This window comes from Bradyrhizobium sp. STM 3566 (genome assembly GCF_045571445.1).
GTDB lineage: Bacteria > Pseudomonadota > Alphaproteobacteria > Rhizobiales > Xanthobacteraceae > Bradyrhizobium > Bradyrhizobium vignae.
The window spans coordinates 1,746,234-1,761,774 of the sequence record NZ_CP120692.1 but is presented as its reverse complement, the minus strand read 5'-3'; the positions used below and the strand labels follow the sequence as shown (position 1 = coordinate 1,761,774).

General features: G+C 61.7%; 14 protein-coding genes and 1 pseudogene. 8 read left to right on the top strand and 7 right to left on the bottom strand.

The genetic code is table 11. The features are described from left to right. Positions 1-94: 94 nt before the first annotated feature. The 3 genes and pseudogenes from P6U27_RS08440 to P6U27_RS08430 form a co-directional block, all read left to right on the top strand. A pseudogene (locus tag P6U27_RS08440) lies at positions 95-280 on the top strand (NADH-quinone oxidoreductase subunit D); the annotation flags it as partial. Between the two features lie 20 nt (positions 281-300). After that, a complete protein-coding gene (locus tag P6U27_RS08435) occupies positions 301-627 on the top strand; it encodes an antibiotic biosynthesis monooxygenase (protein WP_122401773.1) in 327 nt (108 codons plus the stop codon). Positions 628-664: 37 nt separating this feature from the next. Further along, the gene (locus tag P6U27_RS08430; protein ID WP_122401772.1) at positions 665-2,278 is read left to right on the top strand and encodes a PQQ-binding-like beta-propeller repeat protein; all 1,614 of its coding nucleotides are present in this window, start codon (positions 665-667) and stop codon (positions 2,276-2,278) included. 281 nt (positions 2,279-2,559) lie between these two features. On the opposite strand, the gene P6U27_RS08425 is transcribed toward P6U27_RS08430, so the two are convergent. Beyond that, positions 2,560-3,519, bottom strand: a complete 960-nt coding sequence (locus P6U27_RS08425; RefSeq protein ID WP_122406484.1) for an IS110 family transposase — start codon at positions 3,517-3,519, stop codon at positions 2,560-2,562. Between the two features lie 385 nt (positions 3,520-3,904). Beyond that, a complete protein-coding gene (locus tag P6U27_RS08420) occupies positions 3,905-5,005 on the bottom strand; it encodes an IS4 family transposase (protein WP_122404748.1) in 1,101 nt (366 codons plus the stop codon). An 822-nt stretch (positions 5,006-5,827) separates the two neighbouring features. On the opposite strand from P6U27_RS08420, the gene P6U27_RS08415 reads away from it, so the two are divergent. Beyond that, the gene (locus P6U27_RS08415) at positions 5,828-6,643 is read left to right on the top strand and encodes a 4a-hydroxytetrahydrobiopterin dehydratase (protein WP_244607924.1); all 816 of its coding nucleotides are present in this window, start codon (positions 5,828-5,830) and stop codon (positions 6,641-6,643) included. Positions 6,644-7,175: 532 nt separating this feature from the next. Further along, a complete protein-coding gene (locus P6U27_RS08410) occupies positions 7,176-8,072 on the top strand; it encodes a LysR family transcriptional regulator (protein ID WP_122401769.1) in 897 nt (298 codons plus the stop codon). 190 nt (positions 8,073-8,262) lie between these two features. Here the strand turns inward: P6U27_RS08410 and P6U27_RS08405 are convergent, their stop codons facing one another. The 5 genes from P6U27_RS08405 to P6U27_RS08385 all read right to left on the bottom strand — a co-directional run bounded on the left by P6U27_RS08405 (position 8,263) and on the right by P6U27_RS08385 (position 12,859). Then, on the bottom strand, positions 8,263-9,342 hold the full coding sequence (locus P6U27_RS08405; RefSeq protein ID WP_122401768.1) for an isocitrate/isopropylmalate dehydrogenase family protein: 1,080 nt from the start codon (positions 9,340-9,342) through the stop codon (positions 8,263-8,265). Between the two features lie 162 nt (positions 9,343-9,504). Continuing rightward, positions 9,505-10,986 (bottom strand): aldehyde dehydrogenase, encoded by a 1,482-nt coding sequence (locus tag P6U27_RS08400; protein ID WP_122401767.1) that lies wholly within the window; start codon positions 10,984-10,986, stop codon positions 9,505-9,507. Between the two features lie 34 nt (positions 10,987-11,020). Continuing rightward, positions 11,021-11,905 carry an NAD(P)-dependent oxidoreductase gene (locus P6U27_RS08395; RefSeq protein WP_407193849.1) on the bottom strand — a complete coding sequence of 295 codons (885 nt, stop codon included), beginning with the start codon at positions 11,903-11,905 and terminating at the stop codon, positions 11,021-11,023. Positions 11,906-11,927: 22 nt separating this feature from the next. Then, positions 11,928-12,098 carry a hypothetical protein gene (locus tag P6U27_RS08390; RefSeq protein WP_160118798.1) on the bottom strand — a complete coding sequence of 57 codons (171 nt, stop codon included), beginning with the start codon at positions 12,096-12,098 and terminating at the stop codon, positions 11,928-11,930. A gap of 248 nt (positions 12,099-12,346) precedes the next feature. Next, the gene (locus tag P6U27_RS08385; RefSeq protein ID WP_122401765.1) at positions 12,347-12,859 is read right to left on the bottom strand and encodes an Lrp/AsnC family transcriptional regulator; all 513 of its coding nucleotides are present in this window, start codon (positions 12,857-12,859) and stop codon (positions 12,347-12,349) included. 32 nt (positions 12,860-12,891) lie between these two features. Between P6U27_RS08385 and P6U27_RS08380 the strand changes: the two genes are divergently transcribed. From P6U27_RS08380 to P6U27_RS08370, 3 genes are read left to right on the top strand one after another with little or no spacing between them, the layout of a single operon-like run. Next, complete coding sequence (locus tag P6U27_RS08380) at positions 12,892-13,221, top strand: hypothetical protein (RefSeq protein ID WP_407193848.1); 330 nt, start codon at positions 12,892-12,894, stop codon at positions 13,219-13,221. Positions 13,222-13,264: 43 nt separating this feature from the next. Further along, positions 13,265-14,524: a 3-methyl-2-oxobutanoate dehydrogenase (2-methylpropanoyl-transferring) subunit alpha gene (locus P6U27_RS08375; protein ID WP_122401763.1), complete on the top strand. Its 1,260-nt coding sequence runs from the start codon at positions 13,265-13,267 to the stop codon at positions 14,522-14,524. A gap of 3 nt (positions 14,525-14,527) precedes the next feature. Then, positions 14,528-15,541: an alpha-ketoacid dehydrogenase subunit beta gene (locus P6U27_RS08370; RefSeq protein WP_122401762.1), complete on the top strand. Its 1,014-nt coding sequence runs from the start codon at positions 14,528-14,530 to the stop codon at positions 15,539-15,541.

Genomic DNA, 15,541 nt, shown 5'->3' with positions numbered 1-15,541 from the left:
CTCCGCAGCAGACGTCCAAGGGGACGGGTGCCTGCCATACATGAGCTTCGCGCGGCGTCCGGCGCTCGGGTCATGCCGGATGCGGCCCAAGCCCGCCAAGGGCGAGTTCGGCGTGTATCTGGTTTCCGATGGGACCAACCAACCCTACAGGTGCAAGATCCGCGCCCCCTCGTTCGCGCATCTGCAGGCGATGGACCCAATCTGCCGCGGCCACTTGCTCGCCGACGTCTCGGCGATCATCGGGTCGCTGGACATCGTGTTTGGGGAGATCGATCGATAGTGTCATGAAAGGAGATTGCCATGCCACAGATCCAGATCGGCCGGCAGCCGGTGACGCAAATTACCATCATCGAAGCCGAACCGGAGAAGCAGGCCGAAGCGCTGTCGCTCATGAGGGAGCGAGCTCGCTTCATGCAGCGTCAGCCAGGATTCATTTCCGTCAGCCTGCATCGCAGCCTCGATGGGCGTCGTATCGTGAACTACATTCAATGGGAAAGCCGTGACCTTCTACGGGCGGCGCACCAGTCACCTGAGTTTCGCAAAGCCTGGAGTCAGTTCGGAAGCCTCACCGACGATATCGATCCTCATCTGTACGAGGTCGCCGACGTCCTCGCGAAGAGCGATTGAATCTGCGCTCGATGAGCCCAAGAATGACAAGAGTGAGATGAGCCCAAGAGTGAAACGCCTTTCGCTCCGCACAGGTGGTGGAACGGAAGCAGCACGTGGCTGTTGGGCGCTCATGAATATCCGACGCGTTGTTTCGATGACTGCACGTCCTGTCTTGATGGCGGGACTATTTGCACTTGCGCTCTTGCCGCCATCCGCCCGCGCCCAAGAGCGCTCCGTTCTGACCTATCATGGCGACAACAGCCGAAGCGGCCAGTACGTCGTTCCTGCGCTCTCCTGGGAGAAAGCCAGATCGGTTCAGCTGGATCGCGCCTTCAACGCCCGTGTCGCGGGCTCGATATACGCTCAGCCGCTGTACTGGCGTCCTCCTGACGCGAGCACCGGGATGCTCTTCGTGGCCACCGAGGATGACGTCGTCCAGGCCTTCGACGCAACGACCGGTAAGGAATTGTGGAGGCGCGTGGTCGGCCGTCCCGTGCGCCGTTCGTCGCTTCCGTGCGGGAATATCGACCCTCTCGGCATCACCGGGACGCCCGCAATCGACGCGGCAGCCCAGGCCATCTATTTCGATGCTGCCGTGGAGCGGGGAAACGGTCCGCGCCATGAGGTGTTCGCGCTTTCGACGAGGGATGGCAGCGTTCTCCCGGGCTGGCCGATCGATGTGGCCGACCTTCTGCACAAGGCAGGACGACATTTCGATCCGAGCGTTCAGAACCAACGCGCGGCACTCACGTTGCTCGACGGCACTGTCTATGTCGCCTTTAGCGGCCATTTTGGTGATTGCGGAAACTTTCACGGCTGGGTGGTCGGAATCTCCCTTCATGAACCTGGCAAGCACGTCAGCTTCGAAACGCGTGCGCGAGGCGGCGGCATCTGGGCGCCAGGCGGTCTGAGCGTCTCCGGACGCGACATCTACTTTGCGACCGGAAATACGCTCGGCGCGCAGACCTGGAGCGACGGCGAAGCCGTGTTCCACCTTGGCCCCGACTTGCGCCGCAGTGACGACAAGAAGGACTATTTTGCACCATCGGATTGGAAGGCACTCGATGCCGGCGATGTGGATCTCGGCGGCAGCAATCCGATTCCTCTCGACGTTCCCGGCGCCGACGGTACTCGCGCGCTGATTCTGGCGCTGGGGAAGGATGGCAAGGCTTATCTCCTCGATCGAACTGGTCTCGGCGGCGTTGGCGGCCAGCTGGCTGCCGCGACAGTATCCCAGTCGTCGATCGTCACCTCGCCGGCGGCTTATCGCGTCGGCGATGACATCTTTGTTGCCTTCCAGGCGTCCGGAGTGCGTTGCCCGCAACCTGGCCGAGGTCACGATCTGACCGTCTTGAAGATCACGCCTGGCTCGCCGCCGGCGATGGCCACGGCCTGGTGCGGCGCGCTCCGCGGCCGTGGCTCCCCCATTGTGACCACCACGGATGGCCATTCCAATCCGATCGTGTGGATGCTTGGTGCCGAAGGCGACAACCGGCTCCACGCCTTCCGCGGCGATACGGGCGAACCGATCTTTGTCAGCGAGCCCTTGAGCGGCCTCCGACGCTTCCAGACGTTGATCGCGACGCAGGACCGCCTCTATGTGGGCGCCGACGGGCGCATTTACGCCTTTCTCTTTGAAGGCAATCCGCACGCGCCGGCCGGCCCTTGATCGGGGGGTCACGCCCACGCCGCCGACGGGAACGCCGCCACGGCAAGGCGGACGGCGAGCCTTCGCATTCTCGCGGCGCAATTCGCCCGAGCTTTGCTTGATCGCTCCACCCTCTAAGCCAAGAGCAACTGTGGCGAAGTAGCCCGGCGATCGGCCGGCCTCAAGGCTGGCGCTGGCGCGCCCCCGCCTGCGGCGGCTGACGGCCTTGACCCCGTCCGCTCACCGGTCTGTTGGCTTTGCATGCGCTCGGCCGAGGTCCGAGCGCGAGATAGGCGCGCTCGTCAGGCCACCCTGTATTTCTTCGGATCCCACGTCTCGCCGCGCGCGATCATGGTGTTGAGGATGATGATCAGCTTGCGCATACAGGCGACGATCGCGACCTTTGGCGGCTTGCCCTTGGCAATCAGCCGTTCGTAGAAGGCCTTGAACACCGGATTGTTCAGCGTTGCGGCACCGACACAGGGCATGTAGAGGGCATTTCGCACCCAGCGGCGGCCACCCTTGATGCAGCGTTCACCTCGACGTTTGCCGCTATCGTCGTCATAAGGAGCAACGCCCATCAACGCGGCGGCAACTTCGTCGCTCACCTGCCCCAGCTCCGGTAGTCCTCCAAGCAGCGCCATTGCGGTCCCCTCAGCAAAGCCTGGTACGCTCTGGATGATCTCGGCGCGTTTGGCAAAGTCCGGCGTTGTCTTGATCGTCGCCGCGATCGCGGTCTCGAGCGCGGCGATTTCGTCAGCCAGCTTCTTAAGAAGACGCGCGCGAGCCTTCTGAACAAGGGCCGGCGCCTCATGCTCCTTCTGCATTTCCAGGCGAGCCCTGACGTCAAGCAGGCCTTGGCGTCCCTTCACCAGTGCCTTCATCTCCTCGTGAGCGGGATTGTCGACTTGGCTGGGAGCCTCGCCGAATGTCTCGGCGAACCAGGAGATCATCTCCGCGTCGATCTTGTCATTTTTCGCAAGGCGTCCCGCCGATTCCGCAAAGTGGCGAACCCGTTTGGGATCGACGATCCGTACTTCCAGCCCTGCTTGGCGCAACGCCTTGGCCCATACCCGCTCGTAGCCGCCGCTTGCCTCCATCACTGCCTTGCCGACCTGATGCTTGCGAAGCCATGCAATCAAGCTCCGTCGCCCCGCCGCGGTTGTTGGGCAAGTCTTCCGCTCCGTTACGGTCCGAATGCACGCATCAATCTTGTCTTTAGCGACATCGATGCCGACGACAACCAGATCGTCTTGTGTCATCATCCACTCCCTTCCTTGCCTGGTACGGGCTCGCAGCCCTTGCAACTGTTCGGGTTCAGGAAGACACCGGAGCTGTCCCTTGCTCTTTAGCAGGCTCTGTCGCCTTTGGGCGCAACGGGCTCAGTTCCGGCAACGGGCGGTTCTGATCCAACCGCCCGTTGCCACATTCTGGCAGATTTCGGGGACACAAGGGCGCAGGGAAGGCCGCATAGGCGTTAAGGTAGCGCGAGCATCGATTGATACGGACGTTTTCGAGGAGGCTCGCGCAGGTGCCGCCCAAGCGCTCGCTTTCTGCGGCGAAAGCAACGGATGGTTGGTTGTGGAATGATCGCTTGTAGCAAGGATGCAACGAGTTGTTGCAAAACACGCCAAGCGCCAGGTGCCGTCAGGCGGCCTGCGTCCAGCGGGGAGAGTCCTCGAAGTCGCGGGCAAGCGGCTCGAGCAGCAGGATGATCAAGAGGTGTGCCAGCAAGTAGGGCTTGGCGGAGCGCGGATCGGTTCCAGGTGGCGTCTTGAGACCAATCAGACTCTTCAGTCGCTTGAAGCCAAGTTCGATGCGCCATCGCAGTCGATAGAGCGCGAGTACATCCTTGGTGGAGAACTCGTCCCGCGCGAGCGACGTGACCAGAATGACCCAATCCGCGGCTTCCAGAGTTTCTTTGGAGATGACGCGGTTTTCGTCTTGTGCGTCGCGCCGGGCTTTACGGCGCGAAGCCGCGACTGCACCGGCGGGCTTCTTGACTGCGACCAGACGCATAGCCAGAGGCGCACCGTCCTTGCGTTTGATCCAAATCCTCCGATCGATCAGTCCGTGCGCCTTCGCCGCACGCAATTGGGCCATCAGATCGAACGCAAGGCCTTTGGCATCAAGCCAACGTGCGTTCTTCCAGCCCGCTCGGATCAAAACGTCTGCCCCGGCGTCGCGCACAGCGGCGATGCGGTCAGGTTGTAGATAAGCGCGGTCAGCAATGCGGATCTCGTTCTTGACCACCGGTATCCGGTCAAACGTTTCGCCTTCTTGCTGATCTGTCAGCTCGAAGTGACCAAAGCGCTCATATGGCAGATCGAATGCACTATGAACGCGCCAAAGCTCACTGTTCCTGCGCGCAGCCGGTCCTGCCTGAGGCACTGTCGTCGCATCGATAATGCGGATCAGGCGGCCTCGGCTCGCTTTCGGGGCTGCCGCAGCGAGCAAGCCCTCCACCAGCACTGCAAACCAATCGCCACATTGACGCAGGCGATAGAACAACGCCACGCTGCTGAGGTCGGCAAGGCCAACAGAAGCGGCCCACGCGGCTGTCGATCTCAACCCTCTTTCACCCAGACAATAGGCCAGCATCAGCCGAAGTAACGCCACCGCATCTGGAATTTGGCGCCGCCGCACGAAAGCCTTCGTCTGGCGCGCACTTATTTCAAGCTGCGCAGCCCCGCCGAGCTGCGTAACCACTCTCGTCCAGTCCTCGTTCAGAAGCGATTCGTCTGCCATCCCGCCTTGGAATCACGTGTGATTCCAACACTCAAGAACAAACTTAACGCCTATGGGGAAGGCCGGGTGCTGACCTCGCACCCGCGGTCTGCTGCGCGAAAAGCACGCGCAAAAAGACCGCACAGCAGCATACAGGTGGTGCCGAACACACGGCCTTCCCTGCGCGATGGTCGGACGGCTTATGCCGCGCTCTCCTGGGAGCCGAATTCCTTCTGGCCTCCCTCGCCCTCACGAAATTCACCGGCCATCGCGCCGGTTGACGCGACTGCCGCATTCGCAAGCGCTTGACCGTAGCAACGGCGGCCAGGACCACACGGTTTTGCCGTACGCACGGTTCGCCATTTCGCCGCAGTTTTCCCCAGCCCTGTCGACGGAGCTGCGAAACTTACAGGCGAGACCAACCTGACAGCGCCGTTCGTCCGCACGATGCCTTGGGGCTCACGGAGAGCAATCCGCCCTGCCCCTGGCTGTTCGCGCCCGACGCTGCTGCGTCCACCGCAAGCCCGGCTCGCGACAATGACGACCTCATGATCGCCCCTCGAGAATGAGCCGGGATGCGCGAACACATACGACAAATCCGAATTTCGGTAAAGTGGAATATTTTTGCGAGGAGGGGTTGACGGAGAGCGAAACAGCCTGCGTCAGCTCGCTCAGCCACCAATGGCTCCATGTGGACATGAACCAGATGGAAATGCGCGTATGCAGGTGGTATAGTTACCGCGGAGCAACTGACGGGGGCCGAGCGTGGTTCCAAAGTGCGACATCTTCATCAGCTATCGTAGACTCGATAGCGCAATATTCTCACAATGGCTCGCGACTCAATTGAGCGCTGCCTATGGTCAAGATTCGGTTTTTATCGATACACAGAACATCCGGACTGCCGATGTCTGGGCTGAACAGATCGAGCAACGCCTGATCAATTCTTCTCTCGTCTTGATCGTCATCGGAAAAGCCTGGCTGTCCATTGCGGACGAGTTCGGGCGCCGCCGGATCGACCTCCAGGACGATTGGGTTCGTCGGGAGATCGAGGTCAGCCTGAGCAGCAAGAAGAAGATTCTTCCAGTCTTGATAGAGGGGGCAACCCTCCCAGCAAAGCAGGCTCTACCGCCCTCGATTGCTCCGCTACTCGACATTCAGGCGCGGACAATGGATCTCGAAGGGGTGCAACGTGATATGGCCGAGTTTGTGAACGAGGTCGGCATTCTGCTCGGCAGAAAGCCTGCCTCTGTAGACGTCGCGTATCCGTTCCCCCTTTTAACGATAAGTCCTCTAGACGAACAGAATCTCAAAGTTCTGGCGGAAAGACTGCCCACTTGGCAAATCGTGACACGCGCCGATGAAAAGGGAGACAAGACCGAGCTGGTGCGAAAGTTCGAATTCAAGAGCTTCCGCGACGCGATCCATTTTATGAATACCGCTGCGCGCTTTATTGACCAAAGAGACCATCATCCGGAATGGACCAACATCTGGCGGACGGTAATTGTGCGTTTGACGACTTGGGATATTGGTTCAAAACCGTCAATGCTGGACGTCGACGTAGCAGCCTATCTCGACCAGTTGTATCAGGCATATGCGCCAAAGATCCGGCAGAAGGACATCGGCGATATTCTGCCGCCCAGGGCGGTTGCGCACAGCTGACTGCCAATGAGCACGGCTGAGCCGATTTGGATCAATCTTGAGATGTCAGCACAACTCGACCAGAGACTTCTCCACGCCAACGAACCAAGGCTATCTCATCCAATCCCGCGGATGAGGCGAGCGGCAATTGAAGGGCTGGCAGCCTAGTAGCGAGCCGAAGCAACGGAATGCGCAAGAGCTCCGAACGTGGCGTCTGTTCGGTGCCAACATCGTGCAACCGAGCTAGACCGGTCACGGCATTATCGAGCTTCATCGAGCTTCGCATTGGTTCGGAAGATTGTGCCCAAGAGCGGCCTCTTTGCGCAAAGTACTGCCGTCCGCCTCCCGCTCCGGATGATTGCGGAATAACGATCCGCGGAGCTTTGCTGCATTGCAACTGCGCTTCCGGTCTGATCGCGCGACGGCCGGCTCTCGCGCGCGATATACGTCCCCATCGGTGCAGGATATTGTGGACTGAATGACGTTCCAGCAAAAGATGGACCTCATCTGCTCCGCATCAGGCGCGCATAATCGTTGAACCCAGGCAAAAGACTTGTCGAACATCAATCTCAAGCTTCTCCATACCTTCCTGCTCGCAGCCGAGCACGAAAGCTTCCGGAAAGCGGCGGAGGAATCGAACCGATCACCGTCTGCGATAAGCATGCAGATCCGCGACCTGGAGGAGCAGATCGGCGTTTTGCTTTTCCGCAGAACGCCGCAGAAGGTGCTGCTCACGCCTGAGGGGCGGATCCTGTTCGAGCAGGCGAAGCGCGCGCTTCAGGAAGTGCAGTCCGGGCTCGACCTATTGACGGAATCAGCGCAATCCCGCAGCCGCCACATTCGAATGGCCTGCGTTCCGACGCTTGCGTCCGGATGGCTTCCCAACATCCTGGCCACATTCAAGGTCCGCCATCCGCGGAGCCAGGTGCAGCTCATGGAGCTCTCCACGACGCCGATGCTTGAGCTGCTGAAACGTCAGGATGTCGAGTTCGGCATTGGCCCGGAGGTCCCCGACATGGCGGATTACGAATTCGAGCCGATCCTCGAGGATCCGCTTTTTGCATGCGTACCGCCGGTGTTCGACGAGGGGCAATCGAGCGTCAGCTTCGCCGATCTCGTCGAAAAGCCGGCCATCCTGCTGTCGAAGACGACTGCAGTCCGAGGGTTGATCGACGAGACGCTGGAGACGCTTGCCGTCCGCCTCGATGTGCAGTTCGAAGTCCAAGCGGCCACGACGGCGCTCGCCCTCGCAGCGTCCGGCCTCGGTATCGCGATCGTGCCGAGGGTCGCGCTGGTGCAGGCCGGCGTGCAGCGGTTTCGTGTGGTCCCGATCTCCGATCAAATCAAGCTTCGCCGAATCGGCTTGATCACGGGGCGGGGACAGGTGCGACGCCCGAACACCGAGCAACTGATTGCATTGATCCGTTCGAGCCTAGCTGACCTTCGCTGATGCCCTCGCTTTTTGTTTGAGCATGATCTCCGCGCAAACGCTCCGTGTGTGTCGCGAGGAGAAGCCGCTTCGCACCTTTCGAGTCCGGGACATGCTCTAAAGCGAAATGACTTTCAGGATGAGGACGGAGGGCGCGGCAGCAGCTTCAACGGGCACTGATTGCAGCGATCAAGCCTCATCTCATGGCACTTTAGAGCAGCTTCATGAGCGCATCGACGACCTGATCGGTGGTCGCATGACCGCCGATGTCGCGCGTCCTCAGCGAAGCGTCCTCCAGGCCGGTGCGTACCGCAGCCTCGATCCTGTCGGCACCAAGGCGCAGCCGGCTATCCCGATAGCGCTGATCCAGACGCCGCAGCATCAGGATCGACGCCAGGATCGTTCCATAGGGATTCGCAAGTCCCTTCCCCGCGATGTCGGGAGCCGAGCCGTGCGAAGCCTGGAAGAAGCCGACCCCGTCGCCCACTTCTTCGGACGGAGCCATGCCCATGCCGCCGACCGTCGCCGCGCCGAGATCGGAAATGATGTCGCCGAACATGTTCTCGGTGACGATGACGTCGAAATGGGACGGCTTGTTGACGAGATGAACCGTCATCGCATCAACGAGGACGTGCTCGGCTTCGATATCGGGATAGTCCTTGGCTACCTCATCGAAGACCGCGCGGAAGAACGCATACGTCCGCAGCACATTGGCCTTGTCGCAGCACGTCACGCGACGCCGTCCGTCCTTCGGCGAACCGTTCCTGGTCCTGGCAAGCTCGAACGCGAAGCGGACGATGCGCTCGATACCCTTGCGGGTCTGGACCAGCGTGTCGACGGCGACTTCCTCCCTCAGCAGCGCGCCCGCGCCGCGCGCGGCATAGAGGCCTTCGCTGTTCTCCCGGACGATGACGTAATCGATCGCGCCCGGGCGCCCGAGCGGGGACGGCACCCCCTTGTACAGCTTGATGGGCCGCACGTTGGCGAACAGGTCCAGCTTAAAGCGAAGCTGCAAGGTGAAATCGAGACCCGCTTCCGTCCCATCGGGATGGACGACACCGGGAATACCGGCCGCACCGTGGAGGATCGCGTCGGCTGCGCGGCAGCCCTCAAAGGAGCTGGCCGGAAACGAATCCCCCGTCTCGAGAAAATGAGTGGCGCCTGCCGGATACTCCTCGAATTGGAGCGTGCCGGCCTGAACTCCGGCTTGCAGCAACGAAAGCGCCGCACCGGCCACTTCGGGTCCGATACCGTCGCCGTGCACGACCGCAATTCTATAATTGTCCTTCATGATACTCGCTCGGTGAGTTGAATTTGTGATGGTCACGCCATTTCCCTCACGGCAGCGCGCAAACGGGATCGCACGCCGGCACGCCGTCGCTCGGGTGAAACGCTCGATGGGCTCGATGGGTATGTCTCGTCGCGACTGACCGCGGACGCGACAGAGTCCGGGTCAGTCCAGCTTGATCCAGACCCCCTTCGTGTTCAGATATTCGTCGAGCTGTTCGGTGCCGCCTTCACGGCCGTATCCGCTCATCTTGTAGCCGCCGAAGGGCAATGCAGGATCAATGGCGTGATAGGTGTTCACCCAGACCGAACCGGCGCGCAGACTGCGCGAGACGATGTGGGCCTTGCTCACGTCACGCGTGAAGACACCCGCCGCAAGCCCGTATGGCGTCGCGTTGGCTCGTTCCACGGCTTCATCGAGCGTGTCGAACGGCAGCGCGGAAATGACCGGACCAAAGATTTCATCCCGGGCGATCTGCATCTCGTCGGAGACGCCCGCGAACACGGTCGGCTCGACGAAATTGCCCTTCGCGAAACTCCCCTCCCTCAGTCTCCGGCCTCCGGTCACGACCTTCGCGCCCTCGTCGCGTCCGCTGTTCAGGAAGCCTTCGACCTTGTCGAGCTGCCGCTCTGAAACGAGAGGTCCGATCTCCGTCGTGGGATCCGCGCCATCTCCGATCTTCAGACCCGAGGCAAACTTCCCGAGCCGTTCGACCAATTCGTCGTGGATCGATCGCTCGACGAACAAGCGGGAGCCGGCGATGCAGATCTGGCCCGAATTGGCAAACGCCGCCATCGCGGCAATCGGGACTGCCTTGTCGAGATCCGCATCGGCGCAGACGATGACGGGCGACTTTCCGCCGAGCTCGAGGGACACCCGCTTCAGATTGCCGGCAGAGGCGCGGATGATGGCCTGCCCGGTCGCTGTTGATCCCGTGAAGACGATCTTGTCGACACCGAGATGTTCGGCAAGAGGCGCACCCGCCTCCGGCCCGGTCCCGGTCACGACGTTGACGACGCCCGGAGGTACACCTGCCTCGTTCATCAAATCCGCGATCAGGAGCGGCGTCAGCGGTGCTTCTTCGGAGGGCTTGAGCACGATCGTGCAACCGGTCGCAAGCGCCGGCCCGATCTTCCAGACCGACGCCGCCGTGGGCGCGTTCCACGGAATGATGGCACCGACGACCCCGACCGGCTCCTTCCGCGTGAACGAGACGATGTCGCCCGGAAGCGAATTGTCGATGGTCTGACCGTGAATCGCGGTCGCCATGCCGGCGTAGTATCGGAGCATGCCGAGCACGCGGAGCTTGTTCGCCCGCGTCCTGACGATCGGCATGCCCATGTCGGCGGTGTCGGACTGGCTGATCTCCTCCCAATGCTTCTCGAACAGATCGGCGATACGCAGGAGCAGAGCCTGCCGCTCGAACGGCTTGAACCGGCTCCACGGTCCGACGAAAGCGCGGCGGGCGGCGCTGACTGCGGCGTCGATGTCGCCGGCATCTCCCCGCGGAACACGACCAATCACCTCACCAGTCGCAGGATTGCGCGTTTCGAACACTTTCCCCGAGCGGGCCTCCACCCATGCGCCATCGATGAACATCTGGCGCGTTCGGCCATCCACGGGAAATCGGATATCGGTTCTGGTCATTGACTTGCTTTCCTTGTCTCAACAGTAATTCCGCCTAGGCTGCCGACTTCGTCTTGCGGAATAGCCGCGCCAGGTCCGAAATATAGGCTTGGCCATGGCCGCTCTCGACCACGGCCGCAATGGCGGCGCCAACACCGTCAGCGATCGCTTTGGACGCTCCGGAGTGGCTCGCCATCGTCTGGTAGTAGGAGATGTCCTTTAGCGCATTGCCGATGAAGAATGGAACGGCGCCGACGTCGCCCGTCACGATCGCCGGCGCCATGCGCTGGAGCGCAACGCCCGCCCCGCCGCCCTTGGCGAGAACGTCCACGAAGATCGCCGGATCGACGCCTGCCTCAGCCGCCTGCGCCGCAGCCTCGCCGAGCAGCGCCATGAAACCGATCGACACGTAGTTGTGGAGCAGCTTGAGCCGATGGCCAAAGCTCACCGGGCCGACATGTTCGACATTTTCGGTGAAAGACGCGAGGACTGCACAAACGCTCCGAAGGTCCGCTTCGTCGCCGCCAACCAACAGGTTCAGCGTACCTTCTTCCGCGTGCCTGGCGGTGCGTGTCATGGGCGCATCGAGAAAGCGTCCTCCCGCCGCTTCAACCGCGGCAGCCATCCGCAAGGTCGAGTCCGGCAGCGCCGTCGAACAGTCGACAATGATGGTCCCCCTGCGGAGGCGAGACAGAACGCCGGTCTCGCCCGTGAGGATCGCTTCGACCTGAGGTGAGCCCGTTACGCAGAGGATGATCACATCCGATGCGTTCGCGATCTCGCCGGGAGTCTTGCAGGCCTTAGCGCCGAGGCCGATGAGATCGTCCACGGGCTGATTTCCGGGATGATCGAGAAAGGCCAGAGGGAAGCCGCCGCGCGCAACGACGTTCTTTGCGACACCGTGGCCCATCAGCCCGACACCAATAATTCCGACTCTCATCGCAGCACTCCCATTCATCGGTTCAAGCAAGCCCCTCGTGAACGGCCGCATACATGATCTGCTGCTCGGGTGCCTCTGTCGCCTTGATCTCCTCGACGATCTTTCCGCGGTTGGCGACCAGGATGCGATCCGAGAGAGCCAGTACGTCCGGCAGATAGGGGGAAATCACGACGGCAGCCGGATCCAAAGGCACGACGGTGTCGTGCTCTCGTGCTGGAGGGACTGCTCGCAATCATCGTTTCCTCACCTGCAAGAGGCTTTCTTTTTGCTGGCGCAAGCTGAGCGGCGTGCCCCGGCTTCATGCAAGGCGCTTTTTCTGACCCCCTGTTTGGTTTTTCTGATCTAGCGGTTCGGGGCGCGCTATGTCGGTATCATCGGCAAGAAGAGTGCTTTCTGACAAGCCGCACTCTTCCAACCATTGGGAAGCCGCACACGCATTGACTAAACCTGCACCGAGGTCAGCTTCTTCAGGCAGCGCAGCGCAAACGATGACCGGCTGTGGCGGATACCCGGGATGCGATAGAGCTTTTCCCGCAGGAAGCGTTCATAGCCGGCGGTGCTCTCGACCGCGACCTTCACGACGTAATCGTAGTCGCCCGTGGTGAGATAGGCCTCGATCACCTCCGGCAAGCCCGTGAGCAGTTGACCAAAACGTTCGAGCATCTCTTCGTCGTGGCGATCGAGCGTCAGCTCGATGATGACGGTCTCAGGCAAGCCGAGCTTGTCCTGATTGAGCAGCGCGACATAGCCATCGATATAGCCCTGCGTCTCCAGGCGCTTCAGCCTGTTCCAGCATGGCGTGGTCGAGAGCCCGATCTTGTCGGCGAGTTGCGCCGTCGTCAGGCGTGCGTCCTGCTGCAAGGCGCGCAGGATCTTGCGATCGATTTCGTCGAGCCGAAGCGCATCCTTGCGCGGTGCCTTGGCCGGCCCTGTGGCACGTCCGACTGGCGCCATACCGAGAACTCCGTTCTGGGATTGCCGTTGATATGCAGAAAATCCATACCGCAAACCTAGGCTATACCCAGATTAAAAGAACAACAATCCTGAATTTTGCCAGTACGATATACCAACAAAACGAGACATATGCGGTGTTTCTTCTCGAACTTCAGACCAGCGATATGCACGCCGCACTCGGCCGCCTGCTCGACCAGACGCGCGTCGCGGGGCTTCGGCTTGCCGCCGTCAGCGCACGAGCAGACGCGAGCGAATGCCGTATCTCGGCTTCCATAGATATCGACGACCGCGACATGATCGACCGGCTCGTTCGGCGCGTTGGCGCGTTGGCGCGTTGTTCTGCATTGATGCGATCGAGGTGAGGGGTGAATGCCAATGCCCGACCAGAACCTCACAGATAACACCATGAGCTCGCGGCGCGAACCAGTTCGCTCGCCGGAGCCTGTGCCCCTGAAACTGCACGTACCGGAACCGGCGGTGCGCCCGGGCGGAAAACCCGATTTCTCGAACATCCGCATTCCGCGCGCCGGCCAGGTCGATCGCCCCAACGTCGACGTGGACGCCGAGGCGATACGCGACCTCGCCTTTTCCGTGATCCGTGTGCTCAACCGCGACGGCGAAGCCGTCGGCCCCTGGGCCGGCGCGCTCTCGGAGAGCGAATTGCTGGAGGGCTTGCGCCACATGATGACGTTGCGTGCCTTCGATGCACGCATGCAGATGGCGCAGCGTCAGGGCAAGACGTCGTTCTATATGCAGCATATGGGCGAAGAGGCCGTGAGCTGCGCCTTCCGCAAGGCGCTGCTTCCCGGCGACATGAATTTTCCGACCTATCGTCAGGCAGGACTTCTCATCGCCGGCGGCTATTCGCTGGTCGAGATGGCCTGCCAGATCTACTCCAACACGCACGATCCCCTGAAGGGGCGCCAGCTGCCCGTGATGTATTCCTCCCGGGAACACGGCTTCTTCTCGATCTCCGGCAATCTCGCCACCCAGTACATCCAGGCGGTCGGCTGGGCGATGGCGTCTGCAATCAAGAACGACACGAAGATTGCCGTCGCCTGGATCGGCGATGGCGCAACCGCCGAATCCGACTTCCATGCCGCCCTCGTGTTTGCCTCGACCTATCGCGCGCCGGTCGTGCTCAACATTGTCAACAATCAATGGGCCATTTCGACGTTCCAGGGCATCGCGCGCGGTGGCTCCGGGACGTTCGCTGCGCGTGGTCTCGGCTTCGGCATTCCGTCGCTGCGCGTGGACGGCAACGATTACCTCGCGGTCCACGCGGTGGCGAAATGGGCCTGCGAGCGCGCCCGCCGCAATCTCGGCCCGACCCTGATCGAGCACGTGACCTATCGCGTCGGCGCCCACTCAACCTCCGACGATCCCGCGGGCTATCGGCCCAAGACGGAATCCGACGCATGGCCGCTGGGAGACCCGGTGATCAGGCTGAAGAACCATCTGATCGTGCGCGGCGCCTGGTCGGAGGAACGACACAAGCAGACCGAAGCCGAGATCCTCGACACCGTGATCTCGGCGCAGAAGGAAGCCGAGAGTTACGGTACGCTCCATTCCGAGCAGCGGCCTACGGCGCGCGACATGTTCGAGGGAGTGTTCGCCGAGATGCCGCCACATCTGCGCCGCCAGCGCCAGGAAGCCGGAGTCTGAACCATGCCACGGCGGACCATGATCGAAGCGATCCGCGACGCCATGGACGTGATGATGTCGCGCGATGACGATGTCGTCGTGTTCGGCGAAGACGTCGGCTATTTCGGCGGCGTGTTTCGCGCGACCCAGGGCCTGCAAGCGAAATACGGAACGAGCCGCTGCTTCGATACCCCGATCAGCGAGCTCGGAATCGTCGGCATCGCCGTTGGCATGGCGGCCTACGGCCTGAAACCCTGTGTCGAGATCCAGTTCGCCGATTATATGTACCCGGCCTACGATCAGATCGTCTCCGAGGCCGCGCGGCTGCGCTATCGCTCCAACGGCCAGTTCACCTGCCCGCTCGTGGTGCGCATGCCGACCGGCGGCGGCATTTTTGGCGGGCAGACGCACAGCCAGAGCCCCGAAGCGCTGTTCACCCATGTCTGCGGTATCAAGACGGTGGTGCCGTCGAACCCGCGCGACGCCAAGGGTCTCCTGATATCGGCGATCGAGGACCCCGATCCCGTGATCTTCCTCGAACCGAAGCGGCTCTATAACGGTCCGTTCGACGGCCATCACGACCGGCCGGTGACGCCCTGGTCGAAGCACGATCTCGGTGAGGTCGAGGACGGGCACTTTGCCATTCCCCTCGGCAGCGCCGCGATCCGCAGGCAGGGCCAGGCCGTCACCATCCTTGCTTACGGTACGATGGTTCATGTCGCGCAGACGGCCGCGGCGGAAGCCGATATCGACGCCGAGATCATCGATCTGCGCACTCTCCTGCCGCTCGATCTCGACACCATCGAAACGTCGGTCAAGAAGACCGGACGCTGCGTGATCGTGCATGAGGCAACGCTTACATCCGGCTTTGGTGCAGAGCTCTGCGCGCTGGTCCAAACGCGGTGTTTCTATCATCTGGAGGCACCGATTGTTCGCGTTGCCGGCTGGGATACGCCCTACCCGCACGCGCAGGAATGGGACTACTTCCCGGGACCGGCTCGGATCGGCCGTGCGCTGATCGAAACGCTGGAGGCCTGA

Excerpts from the sequence above, each read along its gene's own strand:
- P6U27_RS08435 (WP_122401773.1), top strand. The coding sequence starts at position 301 with ATGCCACAGATCCAGATCGGCCGGCAGCCGGTGACGCAAATTACCATC.
- P6U27_RS08430 (WP_122401772.1), top strand. The coding sequence starts at position 665 with ATGAGCCCAAGAGTGAAACGCCTTTCGCTCCGCACAGGTGGTGGAACG.
- P6U27_RS08425 (WP_122406484.1), bottom strand. The coding sequence starts at position 3,519 with ATGACACAAGACGATCTGGTTGTCGTCGGCATCGATGTCGCTAAAGAC.
- P6U27_RS08420 (WP_122404748.1), bottom strand. The coding sequence starts at position 5,005 with ATGGCAGACGAATCGCTTCTGAACGAGGACTGGACGAGAGTGGTTACG.
- P6U27_RS08405 (WP_122401768.1), bottom strand. The coding sequence starts at position 9,342 with ATGAAGGACAATTATAGAATTGCGGTCGTGCACGGCGACGGTATCGGA.
- P6U27_RS08400 (WP_122401767.1), bottom strand. The coding sequence starts at position 10,986 with ATGACCAGAACCGATATCCGATTTCCCGTGGATGGCCGAACGCGCCAG.
- P6U27_RS08395 (WP_407193849.1), bottom strand. The coding sequence starts at position 11,905 with ATGAGAGTCGGAATTATTGGTGTCGGGCTGATGGGCCACGGTGTCGCA.
- P6U27_RS08385 (WP_122401765.1), bottom strand. The coding sequence starts at position 12,859 with ATGGCGCCAGTCGGACGTGCCACAGGGCCGGCCAAGGCACCGCGCAAG.
- P6U27_RS08380 (WP_407193848.1), top strand. The coding sequence starts at position 12,892 with ATGCAGAAAATCCATACCGCAAACCTAGGCTATACCCAGATTAAAAGA.
- P6U27_RS08375 (WP_122401763.1), top strand. The coding sequence starts at position 13,265 with ATGAGCTCGCGGCGCGAACCAGTTCGCTCGCCGGAGCCTGTGCCCCTG.
- P6U27_RS08370 (WP_122401762.1), top strand. The coding sequence starts at position 14,528 with ATGCCACGGCGGACCATGATCGAAGCGATCCGCGACGCCATGGACGTG.